Origin of the sequence: Paenibacillus chibensis (genome assembly GCF_004001045.1) — a bacterium.
Lineage (GTDB): Bacteria > Bacillota > Bacilli > Paenibacillales > Paenibacillaceae > Paenibacillus_AQ > Paenibacillus_AQ chibensis.
This window is the reverse complement of sequence record NZ_BIMK01000017.1, coordinates 46227-62796: the sequence shown is the minus strand read 5'-3', so window position 1 is coordinate 62796 and position 16570 is coordinate 46227. Positions and strand designations below refer to the sequence as shown.

The following is a 16570-nucleotide window of genomic DNA, read 5'->3' as shown; positions in this document are numbered from 1 at the left end:
GCATGTCGGAAATCTTGAAAGCATTGGATGCGGAAACCGTGGCGGAGCTTCGTGAAAATTATTTTTATCCCTGCACGCAGCATTTTTACAGACAGCCGCCGCTGATCGTGCGCGGCGTGATGCAGTATCTGTTCGATGCCGGGGGCAAGCGGTATACTGATTTTTTCGCCGGCGTCTCGGTGGTGGCCTGCGGCCACTGCAATCCCGTCATCGCTGAGGCGGCCGCAGTGCAGCTGCAGCGGCTGCAGCATACGTCGACGATTTATTTGACGGAGCCGAATGCGCTGCTCGCGCAGCGCATGGCGGAAGTGCTGCCGGGTGAATTGCGGCGGACCTTCTTTGTGAACAGCGGCACGGAAGCCAATGAAGGGGCGCTGCTGCTGGCGCGGAGACATACCGGGCGCAAGCATTTTATCGCGCTGGAGCACGGCCTTCATGGGCGGAGCCATTTGACGATGGAAGTGACGGGGCTTACGATGTGGCGATCCGACCCGTTCCTCGCGGGAGACACGGCGTTTATTCCGCGGCCTTTCCAGCCGGGGGTTTCGCCCGAAGAGGCGGCGCAGCGCTCCCTGGAAGCGCTGGACCGGGTGCTTGCGTCGCGGGGGCAGGAGATCGCGGCGATGATCGTGGAGCCGATCCAGGGGAACGGCGGGATCATCATTCCCCCGGCAGGGTATTTCCGCGAGGTCCGGGAGCGTCTGGACCGCCACCACATCCTGCTCATCGCCGATGAGATCCAGACCGGCTTCGGGCGGACGGGAAGGATGTTCGCCATGGAGCATTTCGGCGTGGTGCCGGACATTATGACGATGGCCAAAGCGCTCGGCAACGGGGTTCCGGCCGCGGCATTTTCCACGACGGACGCCATCGCCGCTTCGATGAACCAGCCGTCGGCCTCCACCTTCGGCGGCAATCCGGTGGCGGCCGTGACGGCGCTGGCGGTGCTGGATTACATCCGCGACGCGGGTTTGGTCAGCCGCTCGCAGCTGCTGGGCGAGACGCTCCGCGAGGGCTTGATGCGCCTCAAGGAGCGCCATCGGCCGCTGATTGCCGATGTCCGCGGCCGTGGGCTGATGCTTGGGGTGGAGCTGGCCGGCAGTTCCCCGGAAGAAAGCGCGCAGCGGGCTGACCGGGTCCTTGAGGAGATGAAGGACCTCGGCTTCATCATCGGCAAAAACGGCATCCACCGCAATGTGCTTGCGTTCCAGCCGCCGCTGGTGGTGACCGGGGAGGATATTCGCCTGATGCTGGCTGCGCTCGACCAGGTGCTGACATCCATGCAAGCGGAGGCGGAGCTTCCTGAGCGGCATCCCGCCACCGCGGAAAGGAAGTGAGCAGACATGCAGACGGCAGGCGTTCAGAAAGTGCTGCATAAGACAAGGCAGTTCAGCGAGCTCGTCATGTTCTCTCATACGCTGTTTTCGCTGCCTTTTGCCGTAATTTCCATGGTGTGGGCGGCAGGCGGCTGGCCCTCCTGGCATGTCATGCTGTGGGGTCTGGTTGCCCTCGTAGGCGCCCGGAACGGAGCGAATGCCTTTAACCGGCTTGCCGACAGGCGCTTTGACGCTGCCAATCCCCGTACGGCGCACCGGCATTTGCCCCGGCATCTGCTCGGAACCCGGGAAGTAATCGTGTTCGTGGCGGTGAACTACGCGATATTCATGGCTGCGGCCGCGATGCTGAATCCGCTATGCATGGCGTTGTCGCCCGTAGCGATCGTACTCATTACGACCTATTCCTATACGAAGCGTTTTACCTGGCTGAGCCATCTGTACCTCGGCTTCGTAATCGCATCGGCACCGATCGGGGCATGGTTCGCCGTTACCGGCGCCTTTGCGTTCACGCCATTCGTGCTGGGCACGGTCGTGATGCTGTGGATCGCGGGCTTTGACGTCATCTACGGCACTCAGGATATCGAGTTTGACCGTTCCCACGGCCTGTGGTCCATGCCCAGCTTCTTCGGACTTAAAAATGCGCTGCGGATGTCCAAGGGCATGCATCTCATCATGATGCTGCTGCTGATCCTGCTGTACTTCACGCAGCAGCTGGGCTGGCTGTATTTGGTCGGCCTTGGCATTGCGATCGTCCTGCTCATGACCGAGCATGGGATCATCCGTCCCGGAAATGCGCGCATGATGAAATTGGCCTCCTATAACCTGAATCAGATCATCAGCATGGTTATTCTGTTCTTTACGCTCATGGACTTTTTTACCGGTAAATGATTTCACAAATGTGGAAGCATTTGTTAAACTATGGACAGGGTGAGGACGTTGAAATGAACGGGAGGTGGGAAAATGACCTTGGGAAAGGCTGCGGCTTGGCTGCTTGAGGCTGTGCGCAGCGTCGTCTTTCTAATGCTTGGCCTGCTGGCTCTCGGTGCTGCGGAGCGGCCCTTATTAAAAAAAGAGCCGCTGAACCTGATTGAAATGCTGCTGCTCCTTACTGCGGACCTCGCGATACTGTATGTATTGCACCGGAAGTTCCTGGCGCAGCGCAGATTTTACCGACCTTCGCAAAAGCCCGCGCTGTCCGGTGTAAAAACCTTGCTGGTGCTCGGGTATGCATGCTTGGCCTTGGTGATGATGGCTATTATATAAGGAAGTATAGAAAGGGCTGCTCCGGAGCGAATGCTTCCGGAGCAGCCCTTTCTTTGATGAAGCGAATCCTTGAAGAGGGGGCTTGAAGTGCGGAGAAGCTTAGGCTGCCTCAAGCCGTCTTTCCGCCAAAATAACGGTGCAGCACCTCCAGCTGCCCGTAAGCGGGATGGCTGCGCAGCGGCTCTACCGCGAGCAGGGCCTCCCGCAAATATTGCCTGCGCATGAGATCGGATCGCTCAAGCGCGTCTCCGCGGCGGATAGCCGCCAGCACCGCATCGATATCCGCTGCCGGAGAGCCCGGCTGGATGCTGCGGATGCAGGGCCCCAGGTCCGGATCTTCGAGCGCGTAGAGTACGGGGAGGGTGACCTGCCCCCGCGCGAGATCGCTGCCGGCCGGCTTGCCGAGCGCCTCCGCTGTCGCGGAGTAATCGAGAATGTCATCCTCGATTTGAAACGCCATGCCCAGAGCTTCACCGAAGCGGTAGAGCATGGCGGCCGTTTCGGGCTTTGCATCCGCGGACAATGCGCCGACCCGAAGGCAGGCGGCCATAAGCTGGGCGGTTTTGCGGCGCGTCTTTTCAAGATACTGCTCGAGGCTTAGATCGTAATCATACGCATGCTGCAGCTGTTCGTATTCGCCGAGGCACAGCTGGGCCGTCGCCAGGGCCGAAAGATCATGGACGAAACGTTCATGATTCGAAGTGTAGCCGGAGAGCAGCTCCACGACTCTGGCGGACATGTAATTTCCAATGTGGACCGCTGCGGTCACGCCGGTCTGCGTATGCAGGGAGGGGGCACCCCGCCGCAGCTCCGAGCGGTCGATGATATCGTCATGAATGAGCGAGGCGGCATGGATGAACTCTGCGGCGGCAGCCAGCTGATACGAGCGCCGGCCCGGCTCTGCGCTGCCGAAGCGGCTGCCGGCAATGACTAGCACGGGCCGCAGTCTTTTGCCTCCGGAGCGGATCAGCTGCAGCACGCTGCGGGCAAGCACCGAGGTGCGGGGGACATCCTTGTCATATCGGATGATATTCTCGATATCGCGGTTGATCCGCCGGAGATCGATCTGAAGGGCTTCAGGCAGGGACGGCTTCATCTCTCATTCCTCCAAGTCTTCGTATTTGTTTTTACCGATATTCACCCGGCAGATGGACCCATGCTACATGGCTCGCTCTTTCCGGGGCACCGCATGCTCCAGCAGCAAATAACCCTGCAGGTGCTGCGTCAGCGGCTCTGCGCAGGGTTCGCCCAAGGCACGGCGAACGTAATATTGTTTGAGGAGCGGCGCGAAATACCGCACGAGCTCCATCTCTTCATACTGAACGGCCAGCTGGACGTAGAGACTCTGAAAATAATCCCCGTCCAGGATGCTTCTCGTGAGCTGTTCACCCGTAAAGCTGACGCCGTCATGCCGCTTTCTGGCCAATGCCAGCAGGGCAACCAAGGCAAGGAGCCTGACGCTGCGGGAATGGGGAATCCCGTGACGCTCCAGCAAGGCAGCCGCCTCCTTCAGCTCGGAGGGGTCCGGGTCGATCACGGCCATCGCCTCCGGAGCGCAGGCGGCCGCAAGCAGCTGCAGGGCTTTTTCAATAAGTTCGGTCATATCAAGCACCCCCTGGATAAGATCGGTTTAAAACGAAGATGGAGCAACGTGCGCGCTGCTGCACATTACTCCATCCCTGGGCATATCCGTTCCTGGCGTCAATCGGTATAGAGATACCAGCGCCGTACCAACGGAATTCGTTTCCAATGTTTTTTCAACCAAGGAAGGACGTAATAGTCCAGTCCGAACACGCTGCCCGATCCGCCGATCAATGCGACCCCGGCTGTGAGATACCAGAGCATTTCGTACGGGGCCATGCCCGAACACCAGATCATGATGCCCATGGCGATGGTTGCGACCGAGGAGAGGGCGGTGAACAATCCGATGATCAGCAGAATGCCGAAGGTGATTTCGGCGAGGACCATGCCGGTCTGGAACACCTTGGCCAGCACGGTGTAATCCCCGTTCGATGTATAGAAGAAGATATCCATGAATCCGTTCATGATGCTGGTGACGAAATGCGGCACCGGCAGGGCAGCGACGGCATCCTTGGCGTTCGTAACGGCCGATGCGGCTGCCTGGGCATCCACCGTCTTGGCCACCGCGTCAACGGCCTGACTGGCTGCCGATGTGGCATCCGCGGCATGCGGGGAAGGCGGAATCAGGAAGATGCGCGACGGATTGTCGATGATCTTCCACAGCTTCTCCAGCCCTTCGGACAGCCACATATAACCCACATAAATCCGCAGCGGCAGCAGCCAGAAGTTCGGAGACCGCTTGGAGAAATGTCCTCCGACGAAGCTGCGCCGGTTGTGCACGTGGAAAAATTCATGCATCATGTACGACCATACTTTATTGAAGCCTGCGACCGTAAACAGATAGAACATATTGATGAAGTGCTTGGCGAAGAGCGCCATGAAGCCGCTCAGCATGAACATGCGGTTCGGCAGACCGACATTGGCTATGCCGTAATGGCTGCCGATGCAGACCATCGTGCCGTGGAAGCCCGGCTTATACGACTTTTTCGCTTGATTCGTGACGTCGGCATGGATGTTATGGGCAATGACCGGCGCCGCTTGCTCGGCGTTCTCCACCATTTGCGGCACCGGCCGTTCTTCGCCCTCCGGAATGTAAAAGATGTTATCGCCCACGACATACACATCGTCATGGTCTACGCTTTGCAGCTTGTCGTTCGTGACGATCCGTTTGCGGCCCTGCTGCTGCACGTCGAGCGAGCCTACCAGCTCGGAGCCCTCCACGCCGGCGGTCCAGACAATCGTGGCGGCCGGAACGCGCTCATCGCCCATAATGACGGCCTGGGAATCGACGCGGGTGATTTTGGCGCTCGTGATGACCTCCACGCCCATCCGTGCGAGGCGTTTTTCCGACTTGGCAATCAGCTTGTCGGGCAATATCGGCAGGATCTTCGGAGCCATGTCGGCCACGACCAGGCGGACCTCCTGCGGATCGATGAAAAATTCCTTGCACAGCTCATCGCGGAACTCCGCCATTTCGCCGACCAGCTCTACACCGGTAAATCCGGCGCCGACCACGACGAAGGACAGCTTGGTTCGGCGCACGGCCGGATCGGTTTCCTTGGCCGCTTCGCCGAACTTTTCGCGGATTTGTTCCTTCAGCCGTACCGCATCCTCATAAGACCAGAGCGTAAAGCTGTTCTCCTCGGCGCCGGGAATGCCGAAGAACGTAGGCTTGCAGCCCGTGCCGATGACGAGATAATCGTATTTGTATTTGGTTTTGCGGGATTCCAGCGTGCGGGAGTCGAAGTCGATATGGCGGATGTCATCCAGCACGACTTGAACCTTTTGCCCCTCGAATATTTTCTTCAGCTCGATTTTGACCGCATCCTCAGGCGTGCGGTTGGCCGCGACCTCGTGGAGCTCGGTCAACAGTGTATGATAGGGATTGCGGTCGATCAGCGTGATCTCGACGTCGCTGTTTTTCTTGAATTTCTTCGCCAGCTTCTTGGCCGTCAGGACGCCGCCGTAACCGCCGCCCAGCAGAACGATTCTTTTCATGGGACCTTCACCTCGTTTAACTCATTTCGTGACTTGGGGCCGAGCCGTGTCATCCGGACGCGTCCGCGGCTTACTTCGCTTGATCCAGCGCCTTTTGGGCCAGGGTGACGTAATCCTTGACGTGAATCGTGACGCCGGAGATGGCATCGGTCGTACCGTCGTCCTTGAGCGTAATGGCAGCAGGATCCTGCTTCTCGATCAGGTAATCCTGTGCTTTGATCGCTTCTTCATGCCATTCCGCCTGGGCTCCGCCGGCCTTCATGCCGTATTTTCCTTCCTTGGAAACGGTTTGCTTGTCTTCGCCTTTGGCGTTCACGCCGCTGAAGTAGGCATAGATGATTTTGCCGTTCGCTACCGTAATATCGACCGTGGATTTCCAGCCGCTTTCCTTGTCGAATGCATCGCCTTCGGCGTGATACGAGCCGTCCTTATAGGTTCCGGCAGCAGCAGGTCCGGCGGAGAGAGCTTCCTCCGATAGATTGGTGAAATCTTTCACATGAATGGACACACCTGAAATCGCATCGGTTTTACCGTCGTCCTTGACTGTGATCGCAGCGGGATCCTGCTTTTCGATGAGGTACTGTTCCGCTTTCTCGGCCTGTTCGTACCACTCCGTGGAGCCGCCGCCGGCTTTCATGCCGTATTTTCCGGCCTTATCGAGGGTCTTCTTGTCAGGACCGCCTTTGGCGCTGACATAGTTCCAGTCGGCCTTGGTGATTTTGCCGCCTTCAACGGAAAGGACGACGTAAGGCTGCCAGCCGCTTTTTTCATCCATCGTGCCTTCCGCAAAATAGGTGCCGTCCTTGTAGCTGCCGCTGTCGGCTGCCGTATTGTCCTTCGAGTCTGTGGTCGCCGGAGCCGGTTCCTTCGTATCCGTCGTTTGGGCTTCCTTGTCGCTGCCGCAGCCGGCGAGCAGGCCTGCCATCAGGGCACCGGATAATAAAATGGACCATCTTTTGTTCATGAATATGACCTCCAATATGGATTTGATAAGATCTATGGAAAAACGTTAAAACCGGGATCAATCCGCCCTTATGCGCATTTTGCAGGCGAAATTCATGGGCTGAAATCGGGGGATATAAAATGAACGAAGTGCCTTCGCCTTCTTCAGTTCAATTTATATAGTTAATCAGGTTGATATTCCAAATTCTCTTGTCGATCGCATTGTAGCATAGGAACATCACTCGTTTATGTGAAAGTAGTCACAAAGTTATAGGTGATCATTCTTTATCTCGAATCATTGTAAGGTATGACGGGGACGGTGATGATGTGCACAGAAAAAAAGCCTGACGCGGCTTCCATTCGGATGTCCGTTCAGGCTGTTCGTGTAAACGCGGGTATTCGCGGATTGTCTAATTCGCCGCCGAACGGAGAAATCCGGGAAGCCGGATCAGGGCAATCGCAAGCCCGGCGAGGCCGAAGGCCAGCAGGATGAGGGCTGCGCTCCAGATGTCGGCCAGATGCGCGCCATGGGCAATGATGTCGAGCAGGGAATGCTGGGCCCAGTACTGGGGCAGGAAATGTCCGATCGTCTGTACGGTTTGCGGCAGAAGGTAGGACGGCACCCACAATCCGCCGAGCATCGCTCCGCCCATGGAGATGATCTGCGTAATGACCATCGCGGCGCCTTCGCCCGGAACGAGGAAGGAAAGGCCGAGCCCGATGCCGGTACCGGCAATGCTGAGACTGAGCACGACGGCCGACAATGCGGCGATATCCCCCAGCTTCAGGTCGTAGACGAAGTGCCCGAAGGCAAACAAGATGATGCACTGGAAAATCACGGTCAGTACGAATGGAAACCACATGCCGATCAGATAGTGCAGCGGTTTGATGCGGGTGGTGCGGATACGCGACAGCAGGCCGGTTTTCTTTTCCTCGAAAAAGCGGCGGGCCATCGTGATCATGATGAAGAACACGAACATGACGGTCATGCCCGGCACGACCTGGTCAATCATATTCAAGTGGTCGGACGATGCCGACACGTTCTCAATATGGATCGGGGATGCGAGGGCCGCTGCGGCCTGTTCCTTGGTATCTCCGTTTGCCATGAGCATGCCGGTCAGCTTCTGTTCGCGGTACTGGGTGGAAATGCTGCCGAGAATCGCCTGGATCGGCGCGGTTTCCGTTTGGGCAGCCGGGTCTTGGTACAGCTTGATGTTCGCGGCCTTGCCGCTTTTCATGGACTGCTCAAAGCCGCTCGGAATGACCAGCATGGCGGAAAACTGCCCCTGCTTAATCTTATCAAGCTGATCGTCCACATGGTCGGCAGGGAGCTGCTTGACGTCCATAATTCCTTTCATCTGTGTAATGAGCGCCTGGGAAGCCGCAGACTGATCCTGGTCAATGGCCCGCAGCGTGATGGAGGAGCCGCTCTCCTGGTTGAAGATGGAGCCGAACATCACAATGAATATAATAGGCATGAGGAGCAGGAATATGAAGCTGCGCCGGTCCTTGCCGATGAGCCGCAGCTCTTTGATAATCATCGCTTTCATGATCTGAATCTCCTTTATAGATCGTATTTTCTCATTTTTATTAATCGCGAAGCGCCGTTCCCGTCACCTTCAAAAACACGCTTTCGAGGGAAGGACGGACGACCTCCAGCTGCTTCACGTCCCATTGATGCTGTGAGGCAAGGCGCAGCAGGCGCTGCATGACGGCCGCGGAATCTTCCGTTTCCAGCAGCCACCCCGAACCTTTCTTGTGAAAGGAAGTCACGTCCGGATCATGCGGCAGCTCGGTAAGCCCCGGTACCTCCAAATAAATCGAATTCCGGCCGTACTGCTCCAGCAGCTGTCCCAGCGGCCCCATGGCCTTGATCGATCCCTGGTCCATAATGGCGACTTCATCGCAAAGCGCTTCGACTTCCTCCATATAGTGGGTGGAGTAAATAATGGTTACGCCTTCGCGGTTCAGTTCCCGGATCATTTCGAAAATATGATTGCGGGACTGCGGATCAATGCCCACGGTCGGTTCGTCCAGAATCAGCAGCTTGGGCCGGTGGAGCAGGGCTGCAGCAATGTTGATTCTGCGTTTCATGCCGCCGGAGAAGGTGCTGACGATATCCTTGGAACGATCCAGCAGTCCGGTTCTTGCCAGGACGTCGTGAATCCGCTGCTTCAGCTCCTTGCCGCCGACGCCGTACGCTTCACCGAAAAACTGAAGGTTATCGTAAGCGCTAAGCTTATCGTACAGGGTGATTTCCTGCGGCACGTACCCGATGAACTTGGACACGGCGTCAGGCTCCCGGTTCAGATCTTTACCGAAAAGCTTGGCGGTGCCGCTGTCTGCCTTGACGATGCCCGTCAATATTTTCATGGTAGTGGATTTCCCCGCGCCGTTGGGGCCGAGAAAGCCGAACGAGGTGCCGGGCTTCAGCGAAAAGGTCACATGTTCAAGCGCCTGTTTTTTGGGATAGGCTTTTTTTAATCCGTTCACTTCGAGCATATATCCGTTGTTATCCGTAGTTGTTGCAGGGGACGCCATGGCCCCGGTCATGACTTGCACCATCTGTTTTTCCTCCCTATATTTCCAATTTCTTTTCAAGCAGATATCCTTGGAAGCGAAGCGCGGCATAGGTCAAAATCCAGCTGACTCCCATCACAATGGGCAGCTCCCACGAATAAGGGAACCATTCGGCTTGATATTCGCCCATTCCCTCCTGAAGCATGCTTTCCGAAATAACCGAGTCCGGCAGCTGGAAGAGCAAGCTTAATCCTGACATAAACACCACCCATAACACCGGTGAAATCGGGCGCAGTGAGGTGTTTTGGATGATTGACATCATCATGCCGAGCGAAATGATCAGCGGGCTGAATCCGGCGACAAGGGTCAGCCAGTCAATGCCGGCGATCATGAAGGAACCGACGTCAGTCAGCGAGTAGGCGGGAAGCGCCAAGGATAGAACGAAGACGTAGGCCGAGAGGAGGACGAAGGCGAAGACGATGCCGAGCAAAAGCTTCAGCCAGACGCCCAGCCATTTGGCCGTAATCAGTTCAGCCCGCGGAAAGGGCATGGTCAGCCACCAGCCGTAAGTGTCGTTTTCCCATTCCCGCTTGACGGTGCCGAAGCCCCAGAAGAAGACCATATAGGGAAATCCCATCGTGACGTACCAGATGGAATTGATCTGAAGTTCATTGTTGATGGCAAAATACGTCATCGTGCCGACAACGGCAGTCAGAATGATAAGAAAATAAGCGAGCCACCAGCCTCTGGAAACCCGAATGCGGCTTTGTTTCCGCCAGCTGCCCTTGTTCCTGAATTCATGCCGGACGAGATTCCGGAATACCGCCGAATCCATCACTTGTTCCACTCCTTCATGTACATTTTGCGGAATACGTCGCGCAGCGAGCCATACTCTGCTCTTAAATCCTCCGTGCTGCCGGACCAGATCGCGCGTCCTTCCTTCATCATCACGGTGTAGTCGAACAAGCCTTCAACCTCCTGGATATCATGGGTACTGATCAGAACCGACTGCTCGCTATCCTCCAAATAATCGATCAGGCTGGCCACGATGGCTTCCCTGGAAATGACGTCGATCCCGGTAAAAGGCTCATCCAGCACGATCAGCTGCACATCCCGCGCGAGGCAGAGGATCAGCATGATCCGGGCCTCTTGCCCGCGGCTCATGCCGCGAACTCTCATGTCAAGGTCGATGTCCATGTAATCGCACAGCTGAATGGCGCGCTCCATGGAAAAGCCCGGCAGGAAGGAGTTCCCCCACTCCAGTGCCATTCTGGCCGTATGGCTCGGGTACCATCGGGCCCGGTCCGGAAGGTAGGCGATGTCGCGATTGTTCTGCCAGCCCGGAGGTTTGCCAAGCACCTCAATACGTCCCGCGTCCGGTCTGACGAGTCCGGTCAGCGTGCGGAAGAACGTCGACTTTCCGCATCCGTTCGGGCCCAGAATCCCGGTGATCCGGCCGGCGGGAATGGCGACTTCAAGCTCGTTCAACGCTTTTTTCTTGCCGTAGTTTTTGGTGAGCTGATGGCATTCCACAATGGTTGATGTCATGAACCAAGTCCTCCTTGAGCCGCGTCTTGTTTCCGGCGAATATACTTTTCGATGTCTTCCCAGGAAAGCCCGAGGCTTTCCATTTGCTCCATGAAGCTGTCGATGTATCTGGCGGCCAGCTCCGTCCGGAAGGAAGCCACATGCTCGGGCGAGGAAGTGACATATGTTCCTTGTCCCCGGCGCTTTTCCGTTAAACCGTCCCGTTCGAGTTCCTGATAGGCGCGCATGACGGTGTTCGGGTTAATCCGCAGCTCCTGCGCAAGTTCTCTAACCGATGGCATTTTATCTCCCAAGGCGATCTCTCCTTTTGCAATGGCGCTTCTGGCTTGATCAAGTATCTGCTCATATAAAGGTTGACTGAAGTCAATGTGAAAATGCAGCGAGCCAACCTGCTGTTCTTCCATAGACGCTCCTCCTACCGTACCGAGAGTACGATTAGTGATTTAAGTGTATTATATCACTTAATACACTTAATACAATAGGCTTGCGAAAAAAGTTATAGTTCGGTTTTAAGACAAACAAAAAAGCCTGCCACACTCTGTTGAAGGAGTAAGGGCAGGCAAGCCAGGCAAGTCCTGGCTTGGATTCGACATACCGGCAAGGCTTTATTGAAGCGCAGGCAGGGAACGGTTTTTTCTTCTGACATATATAAAAATGCATACGGCAACGACGCATTCAGATAATGGAATCGAGAGCCAGACGCCGCTCGTGCCGAGTATGTGGGGGAGCGTCAGCAGGAACAGAACCATCAGAATGATTTCCCGCGATAGGGTAATCCAAACCGCGACTTTGACCTGCTCCGAGGCTTGGAAATACGTCATCATGACAAAATTGATGCCCATGAACATGTAGGCGGAGAAGAACAGCCGGATGCCGTTTACGGCAAGCGAGCGGACGTCCTCCGAGAAATTGCCGAACAGCGACACAATTCCATTAGCTGCAGCCAGCCCGAATGCAAAAACAACGATGCCGGACACGAAAGCCGTCATGACGGCGATGCGGATCGTTTGCACCTCGCGCAGCCGGAGCTTGGCGCCGCGGTAGTAGCTGATCAGCGGCTGAATGGCCGAGCCCATGCCAAGGAACAGCATCAGCATCATATTGTGGGCATAGTTGAGTACGGAAAAGGCAGCGACTCCGGCGGTTCCGGCCCATCGTACCATGGCGACATTGTACCCGATCGTAAAGACGGATAAGCCGACCTCGGATATAAAGCTTGGAAAGCCGATCGTCAGCGTGCGCAGAGCCAGCTTCCAGGAGAAATAAGGCTTGACGAACGAGAGGGAGCGGTCCTTGCGCAAAAAATGGGCGAACAGCACGATCGCGCCTGCAAGTGTGGCGGTAACGGTAGCCAGTGCCGATCCTTTAACGCTCATATCGAGTACGTATAAGAAAATGTAGTTCAGGATGATGTTCAGCACGGCGGACACGACCATGGAAATCATGGACAGGTTCGGATTGCCGTCATTGCGGACGAACAGGCTGAACGCATTTTGGATGGTGATGATGAAGCCGTACGTCAGCAGCACGGTCATGTATTCCAGGGCGTAGGGCAGTGTATCCTGATTGGCCCCGAGTGCATAGGCCAGCGGCTCACGCAGCAGGTAGGCAATCACCGCCACGATGAGGGTCAGCACGAAAATCAGGATCAGGGAATGGGTGAAAATTTGCCGGGCCTGCTTGATGTCCTTCGCACCTTTGGACTGCGAGAAGAGCGTGGCCCCGCCGATGCCCAGCCATAATGACATGGCGAAAAATACGGAAAATACAGGCGATGCGATGTTGATACCTGCAAGCGCCAGCGCGCCGAGGCGGTGACCGACGAAAATGCCGTCCGCGACCACGTTGATCGACATCATCAGCATCCCGACGAGCGACGGGATCAAATAGCGTACGAACACCTTCCCGACGGGATCGGTTTCCAACGATCGAATCATTTCTTTTTCTTGGCTCATGTTGTCCTCCATAGCCCTTACCACGGGCTTTAAGCATGTTAAATATGTATTAAATGAACATTTAATATACGGCGATCCCGTACAAAAACACATGGATCGCTTTCCGGTAGAGCCTCAGCGCCTCATCCAATTCGAGCTGGTTGGTGGAAAATTCAATGCCGGCCAGCATGCCCTCAAGGATAATACTTAAGAGATGGGCATCGTCCTGCTTGAACTCGCCGCTCTGCATACCCTCATCGAGCAGCTCCTCGTAATTGCGGAGATACAGCTGCATCATCTCTTCGATTTTGTCCTGATTCGGCGATGTAATGAGCTCGGTCGCGTAAAATTCATTGGTTGCCCGGGTCAGCGGGTGATGGAAGCCGTCCTCTACGAAGTGCTCCACCAGCGCAATCAATTTTTCCTTTACCGTGCGGTAGCGCTCCTTTTTCGACTGAAACTGCTCCGCCCATTCCCGCGTCCATTCCTCCAGAAGATAGAGAAACAGGCCTTCTTTGTTTTTGAAGTGGTAATAAATGTTCCCTTTGCTGATCTGCGTGGCCGATACGATATCCTCGATCGAGGTAGAGGCATAGCCCTTTTGTCCGAAAAGAGTGCGCGCCGCCTCGGCTATCTTTTGCTTCGTTTGTTGGCTGGAAAGCTGCTTTTTGTTCAAAACGACCACCTCGGTATTATATACTGAACGTTCATTCTAAAATAAACCCTCTTCATTATAATTCCTTTTTCGCATCCACACAATCCTATCGCGGCCTGCCGCCTTCTGGTAAGTTGTACCGCGAAACCAAGGATTCAGCCCGGCTGCCGGCGGGTAATAGAAGCATACAGAGGCAGCGCGCCAAGCGCTGTCCCAACAACCATCAAACGTAAGGAGCTGATCCTAATGGATAGCAACGTATTCAAAGGAAAATGGAACCAATTGAAGGGCGAAGCGAAAAAACAATGGGGCGAGCTTACGGATGATGACCTGGATAAGATCAATGGTGAAAAAGATAAGCTCGTAGGCAAGTTGCAGGAACGTTATGGACATACCAAGGATGCAGCCGAGAAGGAATATCATGATTGGTCCCGCTCCCACGTGGATTAATCCCGATCGCTTCGTATCGAAACCACCTGAAGATTCAGGTGGTTTTTTTACATTATTTTTGTATGGAAATCCTGTTTAACTGGCATCATCGTGATATGATAGGAAGTAATGGTTTGAAGCACCATATCAGGAGTGAGTCCATGGAGTTTTCCAAAATATTTCTGGGCAATACCGCTTTGCTCGTTACGGTCGCCTATTTGGCGAACCTGATATATAAATATGCGCTGAGCCGGGCTACTTCATCCGTTAAATACGCCAGCTCGGTCCTGCTCATGATTTTTTGCGGCTGGCTGAGCATGTTTTTCGGATATAATTTGAGCGAAAATGTGATTTTTGATCTCCGCATCATTCCCTTGATTATTGCGACCGTCGCCTATGCGGAACCACTCACGCTGGTCCTGATCGGGGTCAGCATCGGGCTGTCCAGGCTGCTCTTCGGCATTAATGAAGCCGCGATCGCAGGCTGCTTGAACCTGTGCATCCTGGGCGTGGCGGCCGCCCTGCTCCATGCCTGGATGAACCGCAGAAGCTTTGGCTTGATTACCCAGGGGCTGATGGCCATCGTGGTAATCAATGTGCTGAATTGCCTGGATATCGCATTTTTGGGGGTCATACCGGCCAAGCAATATTTTGCGGAAATCATGCCGGTTACGCTGCCGCTCAGCCTGATGCTCAGCCTTGTTTTTTCGCTGATTTTAAGGGATTTTCAGCTGGAACGAAACCGGATGGTACAGATCAAGCACAGCAACGTGCTGCTTTCCACGCAGGCCGAGGAGCTTCACAAGGCGAAAGCCAACCTCGAAGAACGCGCACAGGAGCTGGCACAGTCCTCGCAGTACAAGACGGAGTTTCTAGCGAATATGTCCCATGAGCTGCGGACGCCGCTGAACAGTATCATCAATTTCGCCCAGCTGATCAGCGAGGACGATGAAGATCGCTCGAGGGAAGAGATGGCCGAGTATGGAAGCATTATTTTTCAGTCAGGCCGCGAGCTGCTGACCATCATTAATGACATTCTGGATTTGACGAAGGTGGAAGCGGGCCAGCTTGAAATTTTCAAGGAGCATATGAACATCAGCGAAATTCCCCAGCTGCTCGCGATGCATTTCGAACATGAGGCCGAACGGGGGAACATCGCGTTTGACATGAGGGTCGACGAGCGGCTTCCGCTCACCCTCTATACCGATCCGAGCCGGGTGCAGCAGATTTTGCGGAATTTGCTTTCGAATGCTTTCAAATTCACCCATGAAGGAACGGTCAAGCTGGATATCCGCCTGGAGCTGCTCGGAAATGCGAACGCCAAAGAAGACTGGATCGTCTTTGATGTGATCGATTCAGGCATCGGGATCCCGAGGGAGAAGCAGGAGCATATTTTCGAGGCCTTTAAGCAGGCCGACGGATCCATCAACCGCAGATATGGGGGGACTGGCCTCGGGTTATCCATCAGCAGGGACTTATCGAGGCTGTTGGGAGGATACATCGAGTTAGAAAGCGAAGAAGGCAGGGGGAGCCGGTTCTCTCTTCATTTGCCGCTGCAGCAGGAAGCGTAAACGTACATACGGTTGAAAGAGCTGGGCTGCAGCAGGTAGAATGAGGACAAGCCGCAGTATGATAAGCGGGGGGAGGAAGATCGCATTGCAGGCATTAGTGCTTGGTGCCACGGGCCTTGTCGGCGGGGAAGTTGTGCGGGAGCTTCTGCGCAGCGATGCCTACGGGGAAATCAGAGTGCTGTCGAGACGTCCGATGGGGCTTCAGCATCCGAAGCTGACTGAAACCATCATCGACTTCGAAGAGCTGGAGGCAAGCGCGGAATTTTTCGGGGGTGTCCGGGATGTATTCTGCTGCCTGGGAACGACCATCCGCAAAGCCGGGTCTCAGGTAAAGTTCCGTAAAGTGGATTTGGAGTATCCTTTGCGCGCCGCCAAAATATCCAGGCAGAAAGGCGTGACGCAATTCCTTGCCGTTTCGGCGATGGGGGCGGACCCTGACTCACGCCTGTTCTACAATCGGGTCAAAGGAGAGGCGGAGCAGGTGCTTTCCGTATCAGGGCTAACCGGCGTGCATCTGTTCCGTCCTTCTCTGCTGCTGGGAAGCCGCAGCGATTTCCGTTTCGCAGAGGCGGCAGGCGCATGGGTCATGAGAGGTCTTGATCCGCTCATGCGCGGGCGCGCGGCCAAATACCGGGCAATGCCCGCTGCGACCCTCGCGCGCGCCATGGTGACCATTGCTCAAACGGGTACCGCGGGAACCCATGTGTACCCCAATGACGTCATCCATGTGCTCGGCCAGAGTCCCGCGGATTCCATACATATATGAAAACGGAATTCTTGAAGAATTCCTTG

Annotated in this window: 17 protein-coding genes; 6 read left to right on the top strand and 11 right to left on the bottom strand. The window is 55.6% G+C overall.

The features are described from left to right. The first annotated feature begins 2 nt into the window (after nt 1-2). The 3 genes from PCH05_RS14665 (at nt 3) to PCH05_RS14655 (ending at nt 2600) form a co-directional block, all read left to right on the top strand. Complete coding sequence (locus PCH05_RS14665; RefSeq protein WP_127603149.1) at nt 3-1337, top strand: aspartate aminotransferase family protein; 1335 nt, start codon at nt 3-5, stop codon at nt 1335-1337. A 6-nt stretch (nt 1338-1343) separates the two neighbouring features. Next, nucleotides 1344-2225 carry a UbiA-like polyprenyltransferase gene (locus PCH05_RS14660; RefSeq protein WP_127603148.1) on the top strand — a complete coding sequence of 294 codons (882 nt, stop codon included), beginning with the start codon at nt 1344-1346 and terminating at the stop codon, nt 2223-2225. A 72-nt stretch (nt 2226-2297) separates the two neighbouring features. Beyond that, nucleotides 2298-2600 (top strand): hypothetical protein, encoded by a 303-nt coding sequence (locus PCH05_RS14655; RefSeq protein WP_127603147.1) that lies wholly within the window; start codon nt 2298-2300, stop codon nt 2598-2600. Between the two features lie 109 nt (nt 2601-2709). On the opposite strand, the gene PCH05_RS14650 is transcribed toward PCH05_RS14655, so the two are convergent. From PCH05_RS14650 to PCH05_RS14600, 11 genes are all read right to left on the bottom strand, one after another. After that, entirely contained in the window at nt 2710-3696 is a 987-nt protein-coding gene (locus tag PCH05_RS14650; RefSeq protein ID WP_127603146.1) for a polyprenyl synthetase family protein, read from the bottom strand. A 63-nt stretch (nt 3697-3759) separates the two neighbouring features. Then, nucleotides 3760-4203: a hypothetical protein gene (locus PCH05_RS14645; RefSeq protein ID WP_127603145.1), complete on the bottom strand. Its 444-nt coding sequence runs from the start codon at nt 4201-4203 to the stop codon at nt 3760-3762. Nucleotides 4204-4301: 98 nt separating this feature from the next. After that, on the bottom strand, nt 4302-6179 hold the full coding sequence (locus PCH05_RS14640) for an FAD-dependent oxidoreductase (RefSeq protein WP_127603144.1): 1878 nt from the start codon (nt 6177-6179) through the stop codon (nt 4302-4304). 70 nt (nt 6180-6249) lie between these two features. Further along, nucleotides 6250-7143, bottom strand: a complete 894-nt coding sequence (locus tag PCH05_RS14635) for an FMN-binding protein (protein ID WP_127603143.1) — start codon at nt 7141-7143, stop codon at nt 6250-6252. Between the two features lie 388 nt (nt 7144-7531). Beyond that, nucleotides 7532-8671 (bottom strand): ABC transporter permease, encoded by a 1140-nt coding sequence (locus PCH05_RS14630; protein ID WP_127603142.1) that lies wholly within the window; start codon nt 8669-8671, stop codon nt 7532-7534. Nucleotides 8672-8711: 40 nt separating this feature from the next. Continuing rightward, nucleotides 8712-9686, bottom strand: a complete 975-nt coding sequence (locus tag PCH05_RS14625) for an ABC transporter ATP-binding protein (protein WP_371860546.1) — start codon at nt 9684-9686, stop codon at nt 8712-8714. A gap of 13 nt (nt 9687-9699) precedes the next feature. Continuing rightward, complete coding sequence (locus tag PCH05_RS14620; protein ID WP_246049604.1) at nt 9700-10476, bottom strand: ABC transporter permease; 777 nt, start codon at nt 10474-10476, stop codon at nt 9700-9702. Further along, nucleotides 10476-11189, bottom strand: a complete 714-nt coding sequence (locus PCH05_RS14615; RefSeq protein WP_127603140.1) for an ABC transporter ATP-binding protein — start codon at nt 11187-11189, stop codon at nt 10476-10478. The genes PCH05_RS14620 and PCH05_RS14615 overlap by 1 nt, the downstream gene beginning before the upstream one ends. Next, complete coding sequence (locus PCH05_RS14610) at nt 11186-11593, bottom strand: GntR family transcriptional regulator (protein WP_127603139.1); 408 nt, start codon at nt 11591-11593, stop codon at nt 11186-11188. Before PCH05_RS14610 ends, PCH05_RS14615 begins: the two co-directional genes overlap by 4 nt. Before the next feature lie 201 nt (nt 11594-11794). Further along, nucleotides 11795-13144, bottom strand: coding sequence for an MATE family efflux transporter (locus tag PCH05_RS14605; RefSeq protein WP_127603138.1), 1350 nt, complete (start codon nt 13142-13144; stop codon nt 11795-11797). Between the two features lie 61 nt (nt 13145-13205). After that, the gene (locus tag PCH05_RS14600; protein ID WP_127603137.1) at nt 13206-13799 is read right to left on the bottom strand and encodes a TetR/AcrR family transcriptional regulator; all 594 of its coding nucleotides are present in this window, start codon (nt 13797-13799) and stop codon (nt 13206-13208) included. 225 nt (nt 13800-14024) lie between these two features. Here PCH05_RS14600 and PCH05_RS14595 point away from each other — a divergent pair, with 225 nt between their 5' ends. The 3 genes from PCH05_RS14595 (at nt 14025) to PCH05_RS14585 (ending at nt 16544) form a co-directional block, all read left to right on the top strand. Then, on the top strand, nt 14025-14228 hold the full coding sequence (locus tag PCH05_RS14595; protein ID WP_127603136.1) for a CsbD family protein: 204 nt from the start codon (nt 14025-14027) through the stop codon (nt 14226-14228). A 140-nt stretch (nt 14229-14368) separates the two neighbouring features. After that, nucleotides 14369-15778 (top strand): ATP-binding protein, encoded by a 1410-nt coding sequence (locus tag PCH05_RS14590; protein ID WP_127603135.1) that lies wholly within the window; start codon nt 14369-14371, stop codon nt 15776-15778. Nucleotides 15779-15863: 85 nt separating this feature from the next. Beyond that, nucleotides 15864-16544, top strand: a complete 681-nt coding sequence (locus PCH05_RS14585) for an oxidoreductase (RefSeq protein ID WP_307719542.1) — start codon at nt 15864-15866, stop codon at nt 16542-16544. Nucleotides 16545-16570: the final 26 nt, after the last annotated feature.

Bases quoted from the DNA above. Each gene is read 5' to 3' on its own strand.
- PCH05_RS14665 (WP_127603149.1), top strand. From the start codon at position 3: ATGTCGGAAATCTTGAAAGCATTGGATGCGGAAACCGTGGCGGAGCTT.
- PCH05_RS14660 (WP_127603148.1), top strand. From the start codon at position 1,344: ATGCAGACGGCAGGCGTTCAGAAAGTGCTGCATAAGACAAGGCAGTTC.
- PCH05_RS14655 (WP_127603147.1), top strand. From the start codon at position 2,298: ATGACCTTGGGAAAGGCTGCGGCTTGGCTGCTTGAGGCTGTGCGCAGC.
- PCH05_RS14650 (WP_127603146.1), bottom strand. From the start codon at position 3,696: ATGAAGCCGTCCCTGCCTGAAGCCCTTCAGATCGATCTCCGGCGGATC.
- PCH05_RS14645 (WP_127603145.1), bottom strand. From the start codon at position 4,203: ATGACCGAACTTATTGAAAAAGCCCTGCAGCTGCTTGCGGCCGCCTGC.
- PCH05_RS14640 (WP_127603144.1), bottom strand. From the start codon at position 6,179: ATGAAAAGAATCGTTCTGCTGGGCGGCGGTTACGGCGGCGTCCTGACG.
- PCH05_RS14635 (WP_127603143.1), bottom strand. From the start codon at position 7,143: ATGAACAAAAGATGGTCCATTTTATTATCCGGTGCCCTGATGGCAGGC.
- PCH05_RS14630 (WP_127603142.1), bottom strand. From the start codon at position 8,671: ATGAAAGCGATGATTATCAAAGAGCTGCGGCTCATCGGCAAGGACCGG.
- PCH05_RS14625 (WP_371860546.1), bottom strand. From the start codon at position 9,686: ATGGTGCAAGTCATGACCGGGGCCATGGCGTCCCCTGCAACAACTACG.
- PCH05_RS14620 (WP_246049604.1), bottom strand. From the start codon at position 10,476: ATGGATTCGGCGGTATTCCGGAATCTCGTCCGGCATGAATTCAGGAAC.
- PCH05_RS14615 (WP_127603140.1), bottom strand. From the start codon at position 11,189: ATGACATCAACCATTGTGGAATGCCATCAGCTCACCAAAAACTACGGC.
- PCH05_RS14610 (WP_127603139.1), bottom strand. From the start codon at position 11,593: ATGGAAGAACAGCAGGTTGGCTCGCTGCATTTTCACATTGACTTCAGT.
- PCH05_RS14605 (WP_127603138.1), bottom strand. From the start codon at position 13,144: ATGAGCCAAGAAAAAGAAATGATTCGATCGTTGGAAACCGATCCCGTC.
- PCH05_RS14595 (WP_127603136.1), top strand. From the start codon at position 14,025: ATGGATAGCAACGTATTCAAAGGAAAATGGAACCAATTGAAGGGCGAA.
- PCH05_RS14590 (WP_127603135.1), top strand. From the start codon at position 14,369: ATGGAGTTTTCCAAAATATTTCTGGGCAATACCGCTTTGCTCGTTACG.